The organism is Alishewanella sp. HL-SH05, assembly GCF_052655985.1.
In genome coordinates this window covers 2352344-2371395 of the sequence record NZ_CP199753.1, presented here as the reverse complement: position 1 = coordinate 2371395, position 19052 = coordinate 2352344, and the positions used below count along the sequence as shown (strand labels likewise).

General features: G+C 42.8%; 11 protein-coding genes. 7 read left to right on the top strand and 4 right to left on the bottom strand.

Annotated elements, in window-relative coordinates; translation table 11 throughout:
• Nucleotide 1: 1 nt before the first annotated feature.
• Nucleotides 2–892 (bottom strand): WYL domain-containing protein, encoded by an 891-nt coding sequence (locus ACUJFL_RS10780; RefSeq protein WP_445427470.1) that lies wholly within the window; start codon nt 890–892, stop codon nt 2–4.
• Nucleotides 893–1463: 571 nt separating this feature from the next.
• Here ACUJFL_RS10780 and ACUJFL_RS10775 point away from each other — a divergent pair.
• The 7 genes from ACUJFL_RS10775 (at nt 1464) to ACUJFL_RS10745 (ending at nt 15497) form a co-directional block, all read left to right on the top strand.
• Nucleotides 1464–2525: a hypothetical protein gene (locus ACUJFL_RS10775; RefSeq protein WP_445427469.1), complete on the top strand. Its 1062-nt coding sequence runs from the start codon at nt 1464–1466 to the stop codon at nt 2523–2525.
• 266 nt (nt 2526–2791) lie between these two features.
• Nucleotides 2792–3415, top strand: coding sequence for a DUF2799 domain-containing protein (locus ACUJFL_RS10770; protein ID WP_445427468.1), 624 nt, complete (start codon nt 2792–2794; stop codon nt 3413–3415).
• Between the two features lie 231 nt (nt 3416–3646).
• The gene (locus ACUJFL_RS10765; protein WP_445427467.1) at nt 3647–5650 is read left to right on the top strand and encodes a prolyl oligopeptidase family serine peptidase; all 2004 of its coding nucleotides are present in this window, start codon (nt 3647–3649) and stop codon (nt 5648–5650) included.
• Between the two features lie 306 nt (nt 5651–5956).
• Entirely contained in the window at nt 5957–7507 is a 1551-nt protein-coding gene (locus ACUJFL_RS10760) for a leucyl aminopeptidase family protein (RefSeq protein WP_445427466.1), read from the top strand.
• Nucleotides 7508–7655: 148 nt separating this feature from the next.
• A complete protein-coding gene (locus ACUJFL_RS10755; protein WP_445427465.1) occupies nt 7656–8345 on the top strand; it encodes an SIR2 family NAD-dependent protein deacylase in 690 nt (229 codons plus the stop codon).
• 635 nt (nt 8346–8980) lie between these two features.
• Complete coding sequence (locus tag ACUJFL_RS10750; protein ID WP_445427464.1) at nt 8981–10696, top strand: response regulator; 1716 nt, start codon at nt 8981–8983, stop codon at nt 10694–10696.
• Nucleotides 10697–11708: 1012 nt separating this feature from the next.
• Entirely contained in the window at nt 11709–15497 is a 3789-nt protein-coding gene (locus tag ACUJFL_RS10745; RefSeq protein WP_445427463.1) for a GAF domain-containing protein, read from the top strand.
• Between the two features lie 10 nt (nt 15498–15507).
• On the opposite strand, the gene ACUJFL_RS10740 is transcribed toward ACUJFL_RS10745, so the two are convergent.
• The 3 genes from ACUJFL_RS10740 to ACUJFL_RS10730 all read right to left on the bottom strand — a co-directional run bounded on the left by ACUJFL_RS10740 (nt 15508) and on the right by ACUJFL_RS10730 (nt 18932).
• The gene (locus ACUJFL_RS10740) at nt 15508–16107 is read right to left on the bottom strand and encodes a response regulator (RefSeq protein WP_445427462.1); all 600 of its coding nucleotides are present in this window, start codon (nt 16105–16107) and stop codon (nt 15508–15510) included.
• Nucleotides 16108–16411: 304 nt separating this feature from the next.
• Nucleotides 16412–17752 carry a sensor histidine kinase gene (locus ACUJFL_RS10735; RefSeq protein WP_445427461.1) on the bottom strand — a complete coding sequence of 447 codons (1341 nt, stop codon included), beginning with the start codon at nt 17750–17752 and terminating at the stop codon, nt 16412–16414.
• Nucleotides 17739–18932: an FIST signal transduction protein gene (locus tag ACUJFL_RS10730; RefSeq protein WP_445427460.1), complete on the bottom strand. Its 1194-nt coding sequence runs from the start codon at nt 18930–18932 to the stop codon at nt 17739–17741. Before ACUJFL_RS10730 ends, ACUJFL_RS10735 begins: the two co-directional genes overlap by 14 nt.
• Nucleotides 18933–19052: the final 120 nt, after the last annotated feature.

The following is a 19052-nucleotide window of genomic DNA, read 5'->3' as shown; positions in this document are numbered from 1 at the left end:
GCTAAAAGGCGTGTAAACGCACCTCTGCCAGGTTAGCGACCATAATTTGTTGCGCTTCGGGCCTGGCATCTAATTTATGTAAATCCAGATTCAATGCCTGTACAACATAAGGTACTAAAGCTGAGCGAGCCGTGATGATGCGTTTACCTGCGATCATATGATAATCCTCGGCGATAATACTTTGCTGATAAGCACTTAAGCGTGAGTCGGGAACCAGCACGATATCAACGGTATTTTGCCAGCGCAGATCTTGCTCACGGCTCATATTGGCATCACCTTCTAAACCGTTAATGCCTCGAAAGCGACTGAGTACAAAGTCACGATAATCCCGGTTTTTCTCACAATAAGCACGCACATGCCACCGCAGTGGTGTGCATACCAAGGTGTGCGGCGCAATGATGCGGCTTTCTTCATCGGGTGATGATAGCGACACATAACCCATATCAATTTTTTTACCCTCGCGTGCCGCTTGCACCAAAGTACGTAAGATCTCGGGTTTCACCTGACGCAGTGGTGGCGTGAGCATTTCGGTATGCGTAAACCCTAGATCGAGTTGGGTAAAGGTATGCGAAAAATCTTGCGAGCTGGCCAGTGCATGTAAATACTCGTCGGCGAGGCCACGTGTAACTTTCGGGCTAAATTCGGCAGTAGGTTTATAGCCTTTTAACTTACTGTCATACACTAGATTGTTTGGCGCAATTTCACGTAAATAAGTATTAATGTCTTTTGACGCTTGTTGGCGAGCGATACCAAAACTGTTACACAAATGATTAGTCGTGAGCCGACCTTCCCATTGCGCCACAATTTCAATCAGCCGATAACGCATCAGTAATTCCCAACGTAGCGGCCAATTTTCGGTGGGCGCTGATACAGCAATAGCGTTAGATAGCATAAAAGTCCTTTTCAAATGCAGCTGATCTGTTTACAAAACAGACACCACTAAATGGGCCAAGCTAAATGATGCTCGTTTAAAATGGCATGTTATTGCACTAACCCGGTGACAACACTGTCGGTATTTAAATCGAAGTGTTTTGACAAAAATAATACTGGTAAACAAGATACACTAAATCAGCAAAACACCCTATGCTGCCTGCATAAATCGCTTTATCCTGACAAGCCCTTCTTTTTGTGTTGGTTTCACGCAGGTTGGCTAAACGAATAAGCGTAAAGCGACAAAAGCGAAGCGTGGCTAGGTACTTGACTTAACCGTTTACCGGCTCATCAAACCGTAGAACATACTGAGGTTAAGGCCTAATACTTTTTTTGCAAGGTAAACGAGATCTGCCTGAAAAAGCGACACTGCATACTTACACAGTATGGTGGCTTTTTTACGTTGCGTTATGCTGTTTGCAGCAAGGATGTACGCCGCTGTTGATTCAGTAGTTAACGCGGCGCGACTGCTAAAAGTAGGTCAGGATGAGCAAGGGATAACGAGGCAGGGATGCCATTGTAGGGAGATAAGTATGTGGTTTGCAGAGTTAACCGGTTTTAAAGAGCAGGGCGCTGCCCAGATCAGACAATTACTGCAGCTAGAGGGTGATTATCTTCGCAGTAAGGTGAATGGTGTAAGCTATAAAGTGGGCTCGTTAATCACGCCAAGTTTAGCGGAGCTACACACCCGTGCAGCGGCTGTGTCAAAACAGCAACTACAGCCGTTATCACATCTGCAACTGCGCGAGGTGGTGGCAGATGCACAAGCCTTACATGCCGAACCGAAAAATGCAGGGGCGCTATTTCAAGTCGCATCACAATTTAACTTGTTGGAAATGGTGTCACCGACCATTACCCCAGATAGCGGTATTACTAATTATCAATTTGATAAAACCCAGGGCCCAGCCTGCGCGATGGCCTGTGGTGCTGGGCTGATTTATCGCAACTACTTTGTGCCGGTGCAAGGTGAACTAGGCCAAACGGCTGAGCGCCAGTTAGATATGTTGGAAGATTTTTCTGACGCTTTACTTAGCCATATTAAAACAAGCACGGGGCGCAATGTTCAGCCACTTTGGTTGATGAAAAATGGTTACGCATTACCAAATCAGCAACAACTATTATTGATTAATCAGGTGTTAACTACCTGCTCTAGCGCTGAATTGGCGCAGTTACGCGGCCGGATAAAAATTGGCTTGCAACTCGATACCCAAGTTACGCTCAAAGGCTGTTTTCATGCCGTGTCGCAAGCATATTGCTCGGCCATGCCAGTGGCATATAGCCAACACAGTACAGCGTTATGGCAACCGTTAGCCACCTTGGTATTGCAAGCTGCATACGAGGCAACGCTGGCTGCAGCAGTAGTAAACGCCGCAGCAACGGGTAATAAAACGCTGTATTTAACGTTACTCGGTGGTGGCGCCTTTGGTAACCCGACAAAATGGATTATCCAGGCGATCAGCGCTGCACTAGAGCAATATAAACACAGTGGTTTAACCGTTAATATTGTCAGTTATGGCGCGAGTAAACCTGAGGTGCAAGCGCTGCTGAACGACTATCACGCATTGCCAACTAACAAAATAGCAGATCCAGCCTAAAGCATGAGCGATAGCATCACCAATAAGACTTTAGCCTGTTAGCAACGCAAAATGGCCAATCTTTTTTTAAATAAACGGTATGTGCCAGCAACAGGCGGGTGATAAAAATGTTGTCTGCAGAGCGGTGCGTTTCGTCACGGCACGGCGATAAGACCGGGTCTTTAGGATCCTCGCTTGCCAAAACAGCGTGTTAGCAGTTAACGTATACGGCATCATTGCTTTGTAATGCATGAGTTACAAGGCGTAATCAGTATATCGAGACGGTAATGAATAACAATAAATGGCCACTTTTGCTGCTGAGCATTATCATTTCTGGCTGTTCTGGCATGAACAAATCGCAATGTATTACGGCAGATTGGCGCACCATCGGTTTTGAAGATGGCGTTAATGGTAAAGCAGAAAACGCCATTGCCACTTACCGGCAAGAGTGTGCAGAGCACGGTGTCACACCGCAACTGGAAGCGTATCGGCTGGGTCATCGTGAAGGTTCAGAGCGTTATTGCACTACGCGTAACGGTTTTATTGAAGGCAAGCGCGGAAGTAGTTATCAAAATAGCTGTATGCCCGACTTAGAAAAGGGCTTTTTGCTCGGTTATCGCGATGGTAAAACCGTGTTTGAATTGCAGCGAGCGTTAAATTCAGCGCGTTCGAGCCTTGATAAACAACGTCGTGTTATTGCGAATTTACAGCAGGAAATCGTCGATAAAACCGAATTATTGGTAGCCGATGGCTTAACGCGCGATGACCGAGTACAGTTATTAAATGAAATTGAGCTGCATAAATATGATATTAATGAAGCGCTTAATGCGTTGCCTGGGTTAGAAGAACAAGCCTATAGCGCAGAGCAAGCCTATATCCAAGCTGAGCAGCGTTTTAAAAACTATTTATAGCCTAGCAAAAGCTTGGATTTTTCATTATCCCGCCATGCTTCTTTGCTAAACAAACCGTTTAGCGCTATTGCCTCAGGCAACTGGCGTTACCGGTTTGGCTTTGTTCACTAAAGCCTGCTGATTTAATTAACATAAAACGTATTTATTTGCACGTTGAACGGTTTTCACTTGTAGATATTTAGCCGTTACGTTTCAATCGAGAGTATCGTGAATCAGCTAAAGGTCCATCTTATGTTGCTACGTTATTTTCTCTACTTCATCTTGTGCTGTTGTTTTGGCGCTTTTGCCGATACCCGAGGCATGCAACCAGAAGACTACTATCGTTTTGTGTTTGTGGCAGAGCCGCAATTAGCGCCTAACGGCAAGCAGGTAGCCTTTGTACACACCACCATTGCTGCCGATAAACGTGAGCGGTTAAGTAACCTCTGGCTGGTGGCGACCGATGGCAAAAGCCCGCCACGGCAACTGAGTTTTAGTAACGCCGATAGCCGCCCGGTGTGGTCTCCTGATGGCAGCATGTTGGCTTTTATCTCGGGTCGTGAAGCGGGGCAACAGCTGTATATCCTGCCGCTGGCAGGCGGCGAAGCCAGAGCGGTAACCGCATTAAAACAAGCCGGTATTCGGGATGTTAAGTGGTCACCCGATGGCCAACAGCTGCTATTGACGTTATCTGTGGATCCGACTGTTACGGATCCCAGCACAGAAAAAAGCAAAAGTGAGCAAGCTCAAGCCGATGTGGTGGTGATTACGGATGCGCTGTATAAACGCAATGGCGGTGGCTATTTAAATGAACGCCGCTCTGGCTTATGGTTATTGGATCTGAACAGCGAAAAACTGACAAAACTCACCGGTGATGCGCGTTGGCATGATCATTCAGCGGCATTTTCTCCTGATGGCAAACAGATTGTATTTGCTTCAGATCGCAGTGCTGATGCGCTGGAAGGCAGCATGCAGCAAGGGTTATATCTTTATCAATTAAGCGATGGCTCTACCAAGCAACTGACTACCTTGCCCGGTAATGCCAGCGCGCCGCAGTGGTCACCCGATGGCCGTCGACTGCTCTATCAATATCAAGCCGATTACTTTACGCCAGAGCAGTTAGTGTTGCTGACTTTACGCGATGGCACTAACAAGCAGGTGGCAGTTGATTGGGATCGTAATGCTAATAGCATGCAGTGGCTTAATAATGATCGTATTTTACTCAGTGCGGATCACTTAGGCGCTCGGCCTCTTTTTGAACTCAACTTACGGCGTGATAAAACGCAAATTCGCTTAAGCGAACAAGGTAGTGCTTCAAATGTGAGCCTTTCCGCCAATGGCAAACAGCTAAGCTACCTGTGGCAAGATGCGCTAAACCTGCCAGAAATTTGGTTTCAAACAGAGAGCAATGCGCCGCGCCAATTAACCCAGTTTAATCAAGCGTTATTGGCTGAGTTAACACTACAGCCATTAGAGTCGTTTTGGTTTGAACATGAGCAGGGCAAAAGTCAGGGCTTTTTCATTAAACCGCTTGGTTGGCAAGCTGGGCAGTCGTATCCACTGGTGCTAAATATTAAAGGTGGCCCCGGCGGCATGTGGGGTGACGAATGGTTTCATGAATTTCAGATGATGGCCGCCAGGGGGTACGCCGTGGTCTTTACCAATTATCGTGGCAGTACCGGCTATGGTTTTGCTCATCAACATGCGGTGCATGCCGATTACGGCGGTGTAGATTATCGCGATAATATGGCGGTGCTGGATACGGTATTACAGCAACATGACTGGCTTGATGCAACACGCCTGTTTATGACCGGCGGCAGCCATGGCGGTTTTTTAACCAACTGGATCACTACGCAAACCAGCCGTTTTAAAGCGGCGGTCACCCAGCGTAGTGTCAGTAACTGGATCTCTGAAGCAGGTACTCAGCAATTTCCACCCAATTCAATGCGTCGTGAATTTGCGGGTAGCATTTGGGAAAACTATGACTTGTATTGGGATCGCTCGCCGTTAAAGCATGCCGATAAAGTCACAACACCCACCTTGATTATTCACAGCACCGCCGATCACATAACGCCAATTGGTCAAGGCGAAGAGTGGTTTTATGCGTTAAAAGCCAACCAGGTTCCGGTTGAAATGGTGGTGTTTAAAGATGAAAACCACAGTTTGTCTCGAAGCGGTACACCGGTTAATTTGGTCGAGCGTTTAAAGCGCATTTTAGACTGGTTTGAGCGTTATCATCAGCCAACCAAAGCCTAAAACAAAGCGATGATCTGATGCAGGTTGCGCTGTTCTAAACGCCGTAACCTGCCGTTATTGCTCAAGGCATAATCACTGAAAAGCTCATTGTTATTAAGCATGACAGCAAACAGTGGTTTTCATGAGCTAATTCATCGAAATAGCCAGGTGCTACAAAAGCAATTTCACCGTTAACTATCGGTTAAATACTCAGTTTTATCGCTAAAAAGTACGCAAGCCATGACGGGGATGATAATTAAATATTCATAACCCCGTTAAGCCAGTACTGACGTTGGTAACATGTTTATTGAAAATTTTAGGAGCCATATGAAAAAGTCTCTACTTTACTGCGCAGTCGCGCTCTTTAGTTTTAGTGCCGCGGCAGTCACACCACAGCCGTTTTTAAACACGCAGGTGCAATTTAATCAAAGCCAGCAACAGGCCGACATTTTAGTGCTTTTGGTGCCTGAAAATACCACTGATCTGGCGATAACTAAGTGGAGCAACGCCAGCCGCGCGCACATCAACCGCGCCATGCAAGTGGCCGAGTTTACCGGTAAAAGTGGCAGCAAACTGGAAGTCGTTGCACCCGTTGGGTTAGATGTTGGCCGAGTAGTGTTACTCGGTGTGGGTAACCCCGCAGAGTTAAGTCGGGCAAAAGCCGAAGAGTTGGGTGCGACGCTAGGCGTACATGTTAACAGCACCTCGGCTAAACGGGTGCAAGTCAATAGCCAGTTGATCAGCGATACCGCCCTGAATACCCACATCAGTACTGCTTTAGCCCATGGTATGGAGCTGCGTAATTACCGCTTTGATCGCTTCAAATCGAAACCGGATGCACGGCCTGTGCAACAATATACTTTGCAAGTCACTGATGTTAAAGCCAGCCAAGCACAATACCAGCAACTGCATGCGCTAGCACAAGGCGTATTTACCGCGCGGGAACTGACCAATTTACCGGGTAGTAGCGGTTATCCTGAAGCCTTTGCTAATTATGCCAAACAGGTATTAGAGCCACTGGGTGTTAAGGTGACTATCTTAGGGCCAGAGCAAATCAAGGCGTTAGGCATGGGTTCGCTGTATGGTGTCAGCCAAGGTAGCGATAAAAAATCACATTTATTAATTGCGCATTGGCAAGGCGCCGACGGGCAACCCGTTGCCTTAGTGGGTAAAGGCAATACCTTCGACTCTGGCGGTTATAACTTAAAAACCTCATCCTCTTCTATTATTCGTATGCATACCGATAAAGCCGGTGCGGCCGCTGTTGTTGGCGCAGTACAAGCGTTAGCAGGGCAAAAAGCGGCGGTGAATGTGGTTGCGGTAGCACCACTGTCTACTAACATTATTTCGCGTGATGCGCAGCTACCGGGTGATGTGGTTACCGCCGGTGATGGCAGTACCATTGAAATTGGTAGCACCGATGCTGAGGGCCGTTTAATTTTAGCCGATGGCATCTGGTATGCGCGTGAGCATTTAAAGGCGCGGGCAATTGTTGATGTGGCTACCTTAACCGGGGCCAAAGTGGGCGCTTTAGGCACGGTTTATTCGGCCGTGTTTACCGAAAACGCGACCCTTGAACAAACGCTACGCGAGGCAGGCGAAAAAGTGCAAGAGCGTGTATGGCCATTACCTCTTGACGGTTATGACGGCATTATTAAAAGCCGTATTGCCGATAGGATCAATACCGGCTCACCCGGTGCGCAAGCGGGTGCCATTTTCCTACAACACTTTGCCGCTGATACGCCATGGGCACACGTGGATATGGCTGGTGATGCCTTTAATAGCAGCGCGAAAGGCATTCATCCAGAAGGCAGTAATGGCTATGGTGTTCGTTTATTAACAGAGTGGGTTAAGTTGTATCAGCAACAGAGCAACTAACATGCTTGCCAATAGCACAGTGTGAAGTATTGCAAGGGCTAGGGAAAACTCTGGCCTTTTTTAATTTTTAAATAGCGGCGCGACTTATCTTGTCGAGGTGATACTTTACATTGTGTTTAAACTATGACTGGCTAGGGGTAAAGGACAAGTGCAAAACAATCAACAAAAAATTGTGGTGATCAGCGGCGCGGGCATCAGCGCCGAAAGTGGCCTGGCAACCTTTCGTGATCCCGAAGGGTTGTGGCAGCAATACTCGCTGGAAGATCTGGCAACGCCGCAAGCCTTTGCACGCAACCCTGAATTGGTACACCACTTTTACAATGCCAGGCGCAGGCAAGCGGCACAGGCAGAGCCAAATGCCGCGCATTTGGCTATTGCTAAATTGGAACAGGCTTATCAAGTGGTGGTGATCACACAAAATGTGGATGATTTGCACGAGCGGGCTGGTTCAAGCCTGGTACTGCACTTACATGGCAAATTATCAGAAGCCCGCAGTAGCCGCGATCCACAACTAATACAAGAGATTGGCAGCCAGGCGCTTAACCTAGGTGATCTCGCCGCTGATGGCTCACCGCTTAGGCCTAACATTGTTTGGTTTGGTGAAGAAGTTACCGCTATGGCATCGGCTATGACAGAAGTGGCCAGTGCCGATAAAATTTTGGTGGTAGGCACCTCGTTGCAAGTGTACCCGGCAGCTTCATTGTTATTTTACGCCAGAGAGAATGCCGAAAAAGTGCTAATTAACCTGGATATTGCTGATATTGAAACGGGCTATCAATTTATTCAAGGTAAGGCAGCAACTCAGGTGCCCGCGTTAGTGGCGGCATGGGGCTGTTGACACAGTTAATCATAAATTGTGGCAGTGTCGGTTCATTTCAGCCAGCGGTTTAGTGATAAGCAGCCGGCTTATAAAAGTCGTGCTAGCTCTGATTATGTTTTTCTTTTAAACACCAGCAAGAATGCATTCGCACAAAGGCAAAGCTCTCTATCTTGTGTTATGTGAATAATTTTCTTCAATCGGCGAGTTTTTGTGCCGTATCAAAATGCTATCTTTTAATTTTCAATGCTTTTACCAGACGAAAATCCGATGATTAAGGCACTGATACTATTTGTTTTTTTAGTAAGCCATTTTGCCAAAGCAACAACAGCCCGTGTTAAGACTGACGCAATTTGTTTGCGAGCCGTTACAGGAAAATCGAGCCTTTAACTATCTAGCCTTTCGTTTACATCAAGAAGGCATTTTGTTGAGTATGTAGCAAAATGATTTGCTTAGTTCGTTAGCATATGTGTTTTTTTGCATCGTAAAATGGGTGAGCTCTATCTATTGGCTGATTGATTAAAAGTGAGGAAGAACATCGAAGTTTTACTCAATACGTATCTAAGTAATTTAGTGGGAGTTAATGTACTAAAATATTGACAAGCTATTCTAAAGTCTTATCCTTAAAGACAGATAAGACAGTTTCGGAGTTTTAAATGGTGACATCAGCGATAAACACTGTAGATAAGCCTGATGGCTTATATGAGTTATTGTTAAAAATCGCACTTCGTTATATCAACGTACCGCTCACAGAAGCTCATAGCACCATTAATCTCACCCTGGCTGAAATGGGGCAATTTGTAAATGCTGATCGAGTGTATATTTTTGATTATGACTTTGAAAATAATACTTGCTCGAACACCTACGAATGGTGTTCCAAAGGTATTACACCAGAAATTGCCCACTTACAACAAACACCGATCGATGCAATTCCTCAATGGGTAGCTGCCCATAAGAATGGTCAAGAAATGTATATCGCAGATGTACCAGGTTTAGCCGATGACGAACCTATTAAAGCCATATTATTTCCGCAGGGAATTAAGAGCATTATTACGTTGCCAATGTTAAATGAAGGCGAGTTGTTAGGTTTTGTTGGATTCGATTCGGTTAATGCCTATCATCACTACAGTGAGCAAGAGCGTACCTTATTAGCCGTTTTTGCACAGATGCTGGTCAATATTAAGGCTAGAGTTCGCTCTATTGCACTGTTATCTGCGGCCAAAGAAAAGGCAGAGCAAGCTACCCGGGTGAAAAGTGATTTTGTTGCTAATATGAGTCATGAATTAAGAACCCCTCTTAATGCCATTATGGGGTTTGCCGATTTGTTGGCTTTTAGTAAGCTGAACGACACCCAAAGCAGCTATTTAGAAAAAATTACCCAATCATCAGAATTATTATTAAATCTGATCAATGACATACTCGACTTTTCCAAGGTAGAAGCCGGTAAGCTGCGTTTACAGCCTAAACCAGCCAACTTAGGTATTATTAGTCAGCAATTATACAATTTATTTTCTCATGTAGCAGAAGACAAAGGCTTAGCTTTTAACATTGAATTGGATCCTTTGCTGCCAGAAACATTATATTTAGATCCGCTCCGTTTAACGCAAATTCTTACTAATCTGTTGAGTAATGCTGTTAAATTTACAGAAAAAGGCAGTGTGAAACTAACTATTGGCTACTTCGGGCAACGTCAGAACGCCCATGTATTAAGGTTTCAGGTTAAAGATACAGGGATCGGTATACATCAATCTCATCTAGCCACACTTTGTCATGCTTTTACTCAAGCCGATACCTCCATTACCCGACGCTATGGTGGCACCGGATTGGGTTTAGCCATCACGAGTAAATTGTTAGAGCAAATGAATAGCGAGCTTGATATTTTGTCTCAGTTGGGTGCTGGCAGTAATTTTAGCTTTGAACTGGTAGTAGCCGGTGTAACTGTTTTAGAGCAAACTGAACCGGATGTTAAAACTGAGCAAATAGAATCACAAACTGAGATGTGCATGAAACACATTTTGGTAGCGGAAGATAATAGCACCAATCGACTGGTAATCAGCAAAATGCTTGCTAAGTTAGGTGTGCAAGTTACTTTAGCTGAAGATGGCTTACAAGCAGTAACTAAAGCTAAAAAGCAGCATTTTGATCTAGTTCTAATGGATTTACAAATGCCTGTCATGGATGGCTTTGCTGCGACTCGCGCGTTAAAGACCGCATTTCCTAAACTACCTGTTATCGCACTGTCTGCTGCCGTATTAGATAACGATAAGGCTGAGGCAAAAGCTGCAGGGGTCGATGCACATTTAGCTAAACCTATATCACTTGCCACTTTATCATCGGCTTTACAGTATTGGTTGGCCAAAAGCGCTGAATAATAAATCTACAACTTGACAGGGTAAGATTTCAAAGCCATTATGGGACATATAAGACAAATGGGTCAGAAGGGTCGAGGGTGAATGCCATGACTTGGTACCATCTCAGATGATTCTGCCTTATCCCTTAAATTGATAGCGTGGGCGAGTTTTTCCGGAACATTACGCTGCAATGTTCCGTGAAGCAACCAATGGTAATGAGGCTTCAACGGCCGTGATGTTGATAGAACAGATGTGCTTTTTTGTTTTGTAAATGCCTGAAATAGACAGCTATGAAGTATTGAAACACTGAGAGAGCATTATATCAAAACTATTGTAATTGTTATCAGCGCGGATCTTCAGCTAAAGGCAACGTCACTCGATATTACGTTAGGTTCTTTTCGTTTTCTCGACAAGCCATTTAAATCTGAGGGGTTATGGTCTGTCTTAGTTTTGGTTGGCCTGCTATGAATACATCTCTCAACGAAGCGCATAGAAATGCATTTAATGTATTGATGAAGAGTTCAATAGGGCAGGCTGCTGATCCGCTGGTACGTTTAATAGAAATCAGAATCTCGCTTTCTATACTTAAAATTTTAATTGCAACTCCTCAGATTTGGCTTCGCTATTGTTGCAAAATGAAGTTCAAAGGTTCATCCATAAATTCTTTGATGGATCATTAGACGGTGAAACTACATTTATAATGCTGTGCAATCTATCGCACAAAAGAGCGCTATTGTGATTACTTGTAAAGTGAATGCTGATGTCTATTTATTAAATACTGAAGTTAATGACTATTTTATACATGCAGCTATTTTACCCAGAGTATTTGAAACTTTTTTACGGCTAATGATATTGGCAAAGAAATTGGGCTAGGTTTATTCATTGCTTACAGTGTTGTTAATCAACAAATGGCAATATTGAGCTGCAATGTCAACCTAGTATTAGTTTCTAGATACAAATTCGTTTCCCGTCAGTGTCAAGTCTGAATTGTGAGCGATAATGTGCTGTTGACAAAGCTAAAGGAGCCGAAATAATGGCCGAATTTGAGCTAATTACACATAAACATTCTGTGCTGATTGCAAAGCTACTGGCAAACCGAGAGCAGAATATTCCTCGCTACGAACGTATTCTTCGTTTAGCGCAAGCGCTATTTAATACTCCTTTCATATCGCTTTCCCTTGTGCATGACGAGATTTTTTACCGCTTTGCTGAACTTGGCCAATCTGCCTTTTCTAAAGCTCAAATTGCGAGGTTATGTGCTGCAACGCTTACTGAAAAAGCGGTTTTCGTTCTTACAGAGCCCCAAAATATTACTAGGCCCGTTAAAGTATCTTCTGAAATGCATGAGATGAGTATGCAATTTTATGCTGGCGTGCCGATTTTTGTTCAGGGACAACATACCTTGGGTATCCTGTATCTTATTGATCATCAGCCAAGAGTTTTTTCTGATGAAGCCAAGGCACAATTGGTCGATCTTGCTGATATTCTTGCAGAAGAATTCGCTTCAGACTTAATTAGTGAGCAAATCCATAAAATCAATAAAGTTCAGATGGTTAGTGAAAGTATTGCGCGCGTGCAATCCGACTTTATTCTCGAAGATGATAGAAAAGCAGCTTTTGCTCGTGTATTAAACGATATCTTACAGATCACCGATAGCGGATACGGTTTTGTTGGAGAGGTGCTCTACGATGAGCAGGGTGCACCTTACCTTAAAACTTTTGCGCTAACCAACATCGCTTGGGATGAAGCAAGCCAAAGATTTTATGATGAACATGCCCCTGTAGGGCTGGAATTTAGAAATTTACAGTCAATATTTGGTTATACGCTACGCACAAAACAAGTGATGATTACCAATGATCCAACAACAAATCCTCATTCTTGCGGTATACCCAAAGGACATCCGCCACTGAATTGCTATCTTGGGCTTCCTATTTTTTTCGATAATCAGCTTATTGCGATGATAGGATTGGCAAATAAAGTTGGTGGCTATCATGAAGAAGACGTTGAATTTTTACGTCCGTTTCTTACTACTATTGGTCAACTTGTTTATGCTACCCGAATTAAACGCCAACAAAAACAGGTTAAACAACAACTGAAAAATATTGTAGAAGCCTCTGAGATTGGGACCTGGACATTAGATTTGGAAACGGAGTTACTCGAGGTCAATCCAAGGTGGTTGGAGATGTTAGGTTATCAACCAAACGAGTTGCCCCAAGTCACGTTGTCGTGGATGCGTAATAATATGCATAAAGATGATTTACTTGCTTCACGCGAAAGCGTTCGTTTACATTTAGAGGGCATTAAAGATTTTTACGAGAGCCAGTTTAGGATCCGCCATAAAAAAGGATATTGGGTATGGATCCAAGCACGTGGACGTATTATGGTTGATTCAGAGCAAAGCACTAATTTCTCTAAACTTTATGGTATTAATATCGATATTACGCGAGAGAAATTATTACAAAATCAATTAAGTCATTTGGCAGAGCACGTGCCGGGTATGGTGTATCAATTTAAGCTAAATCCCGATCAAAGCAGCTCATTTCCCTATGTGGGTCCTGCCGTCGAAAAATTACTCGGCTTTACTGCTGATCAACTTGCGACAGAGGGCGCCTTGGTTTTCTCAAAGGTACACCCTGAAGATCTTAAGGTTTTTTATGAATCTCTAAATCATTCTGCTGCAACATTACAACAGTGGAGTCTGCGATTTAGAATTTCTGCAAAAGGTGCGAATTATCGTTGGCTTGCAGGACAATCCAGTCCAGAAATACAAGATGATGGCGCTATCATATGGCATGGTTATATTCAGGATGTCACAGAAGAAACAGAGATGCAGCTCACTCTCGAAGCCGCAAAAGCTCAAGCCGAACTCGCTGTTGCTACTAAATCCAGTTTTTTGGCCAACATGAGTCATGAAATTCGAACACCGATGAATGGTGTAATTGGTATGTTAGATATTCTGGCAGAAAATAATACTGACGCAAAACAGACCGAAAGTATCAGCTTGATGCGCGAATCTGCGTATTCGTTACTGACAATCATTGATGATATTCTCGATTTTTCTAAACTTGAAGCAGGTAAATTAAACATTGCTAAAGAGCCTTTAATGCTCGAACCGGTGATAGAGCAAATATGCAATATGCTCGATTACTTGGCATTAAAAAGTAACGTTGAACTGACCTGTTATGTTGATCCTGCCATAGACACCCAAATTATGTTTGATCCCAATCGTGTGCGGCAGATACTGGTTAATTTATTAAGCAATGCGATTAAATTTTCCAGCAAGCTCGATCGAACTGGCCAAGTTAGACTCGCCGTGACGTTAGCAGATAAACAACAAGATCAAGCCTTAATTGATTTTACTATTACCGATAATGGTATTGGCATGGCGCCTGATGTTGTTGAAAAACTCTTCCAGCCCTTTACTCAAGCTGACGATTCTACCAGCCGCAAATATGGTGGAACGGGCTTGGGATTAGCTATCACCCATCAATTAGTGCAACTAATGCAGGGAATCATCACTGCTGAATCCACGCCTAGTATAGGGAGTACTTTTAAAGTCAGCTTACCTGTAGAAATGTGTAGTAATAAAGATTTGTCACGAACAAAACACTTAAACGCGATAGAAGTAGTCATTTTAGGTGAGAGCAAGCAACAGCAGCTTGTTGATTATGCTAGCTATCTAACCGCTGCAGGTGCAACAATAAGTTGGATGCCAATTACTAAACTGACGGTAGATTGGTTAACTAAGTTAGAGCATCGAGTAGTTTGGCTATTTGACAATGTATACAGTCAAGGTGATTCTTTAGTACTAATCGACAAAATAAAGCAGTATTGTGAAGAAAACAGTCGTTTTGTTGTTCTCGGCCGAGGGCGCAGAAGAAAAACTCGGCGCACTGGCCCTGATTCGGTCAAAGTTGATGTTAATGTATTACAACGTAGTCAGTTAATACAAGCTGTTCACGCTGCTTTTCATGATGCTGACTTAGCGCAAGACGTCGAACAAATTCATCAACCGGTTTTTACCCAACAACACTCTCGCATACTTGTACTTGAAGACAACTCAACCAACCAAAAGGTTATTAAACAACAATTACAGCGATTAGGTTATAGCGTGGTTGTGGCAGAAGATGGTCTCACAGGTTTGCGTTGTTTAGAAAAACAACAATTTGATCTCATTTTAAGTGACTTACACATGCCGAATATGGATGGCTATCAATTTGTTAAAAAATTTCGTCAGCAAGAGTTAGAGCAGGGGCGCACCAGAATTCCGGTTATTGCCTTGACAGCAAATATCGTCCCCGAAGAGTTGTTGCGTTGTAAAGACGAGGGCATGGATGACTACTTAGTTAAACCCTTGCCCTCAGATCAATTAAAAGCCACTTTAGATACTTGGTTAAATTCAAAAAGTGAAAAAAATAGTATGGATCCTAAGCTACAAACTCAAACGGCTGAGCCCCGTGTAATCAACACCAACACGATAGATTTTGATATTAGCGTATTGGCAGAAACGGTTGGTGAAGAGTCGGTAACAGAAATTTTGCAAGATTACGCTTGCTCTCTTGATAACGCCATAGCGAAGCTTGAACAAGCTATGATAGTAAAAGATTTTGCTACTGCTTCTGCTGAGGCACATAAACTGAAGTCGTCAAGTCGTTTTGTAGGCGCAACAGAATTAGGCGACGTTTTTGCTATCTTTGAACAAGCCAGCAAGGCGGCCGCCTCGAATAATCTCAACCATAAAGAGCAGATTAACGACATCTACCAGACTTTAATTGCAACTGCCGCTGTTGTAATGGAGCAATTGAATAATTATCTAAAATAATAATGCATTCCTATCGGCGTCTCTCCATACAAATGGCTTGTAAATAGCCCTCTATAAAAGCAGGGTTAACAGGTTTTTTTAATAAAGTAATATTATGTTGCTGTGTATTACTTACAAGGATTTCATTATCAGTTAAACCAGTAATTACCAATATATGTTTAGATTTATTCACGGATATTTTCTGTAGCCGCTTTAACATTTCAAAGCCATCTATAAAAGGTACTTCTAAGTCCAGAAAGAGCACGTCCGGAAAATCTGAGCCAATTTTAAGCATGGCATCTAAGCCATTGTCAAAGGGCTCGCATATTACAGGTAATTGTGTTTTTTCAATGAGTTTTTGGTAGCTCTTAAGCAACAAAGGATCATCTTCAACAATATAGAGCGATAACGGCTTTTGATTAGGTATAGTATTGACTGATGTTTCAGAGTCTTTTGTGGAGAGTAGTGTTTCGACAGACGTTAATAAAATACGTCTATGCCCACCTGCCGTTTTCCAAGCTTGTAATGTACCGTTTTCAACAAGCTGTTGAACAGTCCCAACCGATATACCTAATAATTTTGCGGCCTGTGTAGTGCTGCAATATTGATTTTTTTTAGTAGAAGTGTTCAAGCTGACTCTCTCAATCAATAAACAATACAATTGATAATAACTGACAAAAAAAACAAAATCATCTAAATTGATAAGTTATTCCTTAACTTATGTTATTAGTGTTGCAAATAATTCGCTATAGCGTCTATTGGTTTGAATGGCCTGCACACAGTTTAGTGCAGATTCAGATAACGCCTAATAATCAAAACCAGTGCCTGAATGCTACAACCTAGCGCAGTATCAGATGTTTAGCCCAAGCAGTGAGTGAGACTTACGAAGCCGATGGCGAAGTCTTAAATGAGGCAGAGCAACTTATTTTGTTTAATTACACTAGCACAGCAGGTAAGGTCACTCTAAATGTAGAACCTGTTTGACTAGAATGGCGCAGTTCAATTTGCCCTTTATGCTGATCGATAATTGCCTTGGACAAAGATAAGCCTAAACCTGTACCTTGACCAATATCTTTAGTGGTAAAAAAGGGTTCGAATATTTTCGATTGTGCCTCTATGGATATACCACAACCATTGTCAATAATTTCAAAATAGCAATTATCTTCAACAAAGCCTGATTGGATGGTGATAATACCTTTACCCTCAGCTACGGCTTGATTAGCATTAACAATCAGATTCAAAATAACCTGATTAAGTTGGTTCGCATTGACAATGACCATTGGATTCTGAGCGCATAATTTAAGTTCAATTACCGAATTGTGCTTTATCTGCGTTTTGGCAATTTTTACTGCGCTGTCCAATAATTGATTTAATGCCATCTTGCTTGAGGTTTTGTCATCGGGATGAGAATAACTTCTCAGATTATTGATAATATCCCTTGCACGACGTGCTCCTTCTAAAGACTCCTCAATTAAATCTTTGCCGTCATCTAATAAAAAATCTACATCAATTTTCTGTTGGTTTTGCTCTGCCGAAGGGTGCGCTCTAATCACCTTTTCAAAGTCAGCTAAATACACTTTTAAGGTATTTAAATTACTGTAAATAAAGCCTAGCGGATTATTAAGCTCATGCGCCACACCAGCAGCTAATTGGCCTAAAGACGCCATTTTTTCTTGTTGTAATAAGCTTTGCTCAATACGATGTTGGCGTAGTAATAATTTATCCCGTTCAGATATCAGTTTGCGTGTCTCTACCTGAGTGAGGGTGTTGGCAACAAAGCTGGTAAATGAGCTAAGCAACTCTTGGATCTGTGGACTAAAAGCACCACGCTTTTCACTTAATAAAAGTAATATATAGTGCGATTGAGATGTTTTAAAAGGGTGACTTAAAGCCGAATTAATTGTGTCAAAGGTATCAGCAAAAATATCTGTCCACCATGGCAAGTTTTTCACATTAAAACAATTGAGAGTATGCTCTGTTAGATGTACTAACTTATCCAAAGGTTTAGGCTCACAGGGCAAGTTTTCATTGGTACTGCGAACCAGTTCTAGCTGCTGCGGTTTGTCATTCACCAACAATAAAACAATATGCTGGCAACTAATCACCTCATGGATTACCGAGAATAATTTCTGAAATATTTGTTCATGGTTATCAGAGCTTAAAATGGCATTCAAGCCATTTAATATCAGGTCGTTTAAAAACTTAAATCGCTCAAGTTGTTTTTTCTCAAAACTAAGTTGCATGAGCTTCTCATGTAACTGCTCATTCGTTAGCATGGTGTGCTCCAATTAAAACAGCCGAGATCATTAAATTACCATGTCTGTTTGAGCCGTCAACAAAACAACCTTGTTCGCCAAAAGTAAAAGTCACAATAAAGGGGATATCACCAAGTTCTGCTTGAATAGCCTGTTGTACTTCATCAATGTTGTCTTTCACCGCCAGCATGCAGCCTGCACAATATACAATTATTGCGCCAGCCGCTTCGCAATTATAATGAAACTTTAAGTTTTGTTTTGCCGTTCTAACCACCTCGCCAGCTCTAGCAATTAAATCCGTTTTGTCACCTTGCATTAACCAAAGTTGTTCACCGACATGTATCTCGGAAAATAGCGATAGGCTGCCGTCTTCATGCAACACTGCTGGATGAGATAATAAATAGAAAGGTAAGTGACTTTCCTGCTTTACTTCACGACCTAAAGGAAAGAGTGTGCTCTCCATTAAAATATTTCCGGGATTCAATACGCTGTTGTTTGTTTGTTGCAACCATTGGTTATAAATTTTAGCGGCAGGTTGATTGTCAATACTATAAAGGCGCCTTTCAGTTACAGCAGTGGCAACACCATGGCATTCAGTTAAAAAGTAACCACTACTAAAGAAATTGCTGATTGGGGTGGAAGGGTAGAATACAGCTAATAAAAGGGTGTTAGCAGAGAGCGTATTGCCATCAAACTGTAACCACTGTCCACTAACATCATTATCTGCTGTACTACCGCCAAATATCGGAACTTGGTCACCAACTAAATTTTCTATGCCCTGTATTACTGCTTCTTCTGTACCTGGCGCTTGTAAACACCAAATTAGATTTGGTAGTTCATGGCTTTTGCCTGCGATATCCATAGCCATTTGTAACGCGTTGCTTGCTTTATCCGCGATATTGCCCGTTAGTTCAGCTGAGCCAACACCATAGTGACCTGTTGGATCATCTATTAATAATACTGTGACACTTGGCGCACTACTATTATTTAATCCTGCTTGATCGGCACATCCTAAACAAGAAGAACCTGCAAGCCAATTTTTGGCAAGTTGCTTAAGATCGGCTCGCAGACCTAATTGTTTTATACCCTCAATATTTCCAAAAGCAATTGCTAATTCTGCTGGATTTGATAAATCATCAAACTGCCAAGCGCCAAGCGTCGATATTTGGTCACCAACAATTCTTAAGGTCCGGATTTGCATTGCTACTCTTCCTCTTCTAGGGCTGTTTTAGAAAGCGATTTAATGTTATCAAAACAGGGTGTTGCTCATGCTTATTAATTTTTCAACATTAATTGAATTAATTGTCGAGCGCAGATCAGC

Bases quoted from the DNA above. Each gene is read 5' to 3' on its own strand.
- ACUJFL_RS10780 (WP_445427470.1), bottom strand. From the start codon at position 892: ATGCTATCTAACGCTATTGCTGTATCAGCGCCCACCGAAAATTGGCCG.
- ACUJFL_RS10775 (WP_445427469.1), top strand. From the start codon at position 1,464: ATGTGGTTTGCAGAGTTAACCGGTTTTAAAGAGCAGGGCGCTGCCCAG.
- ACUJFL_RS10770 (WP_445427468.1), top strand. From the start codon at position 2,792: ATGAATAACAATAAATGGCCACTTTTGCTGCTGAGCATTATCATTTCT.
- ACUJFL_RS10765 (WP_445427467.1), top strand. From the start codon at position 3,647: ATGTTGCTACGTTATTTTCTCTACTTCATCTTGTGCTGTTGTTTTGGC.
- ACUJFL_RS10760 (WP_445427466.1), top strand. From the start codon at position 5,957: ATGAAAAAGTCTCTACTTTACTGCGCAGTCGCGCTCTTTAGTTTTAGT.
- ACUJFL_RS10750 (WP_445427464.1), top strand. From the start codon at position 8,981: ATGGTGACATCAGCGATAAACACTGTAGATAAGCCTGATGGCTTATAT.
- ACUJFL_RS10745 (WP_445427463.1), top strand. From the start codon at position 11,709: ATGGCCGAATTTGAGCTAATTACACATAAACATTCTGTGCTGATTGCA.
- ACUJFL_RS10735 (WP_445427461.1), bottom strand. From the start codon at position 17,752: ATGCTAACGAATGAGCAGTTACATGAGAAGCTCATGCAACTTAGTTTT.
- ACUJFL_RS10730 (WP_445427460.1), bottom strand. From the start codon at position 18,932: ATGCAAATCCGGACCTTAAGAATTGTTGGTGACCAAATATCGACGCTT.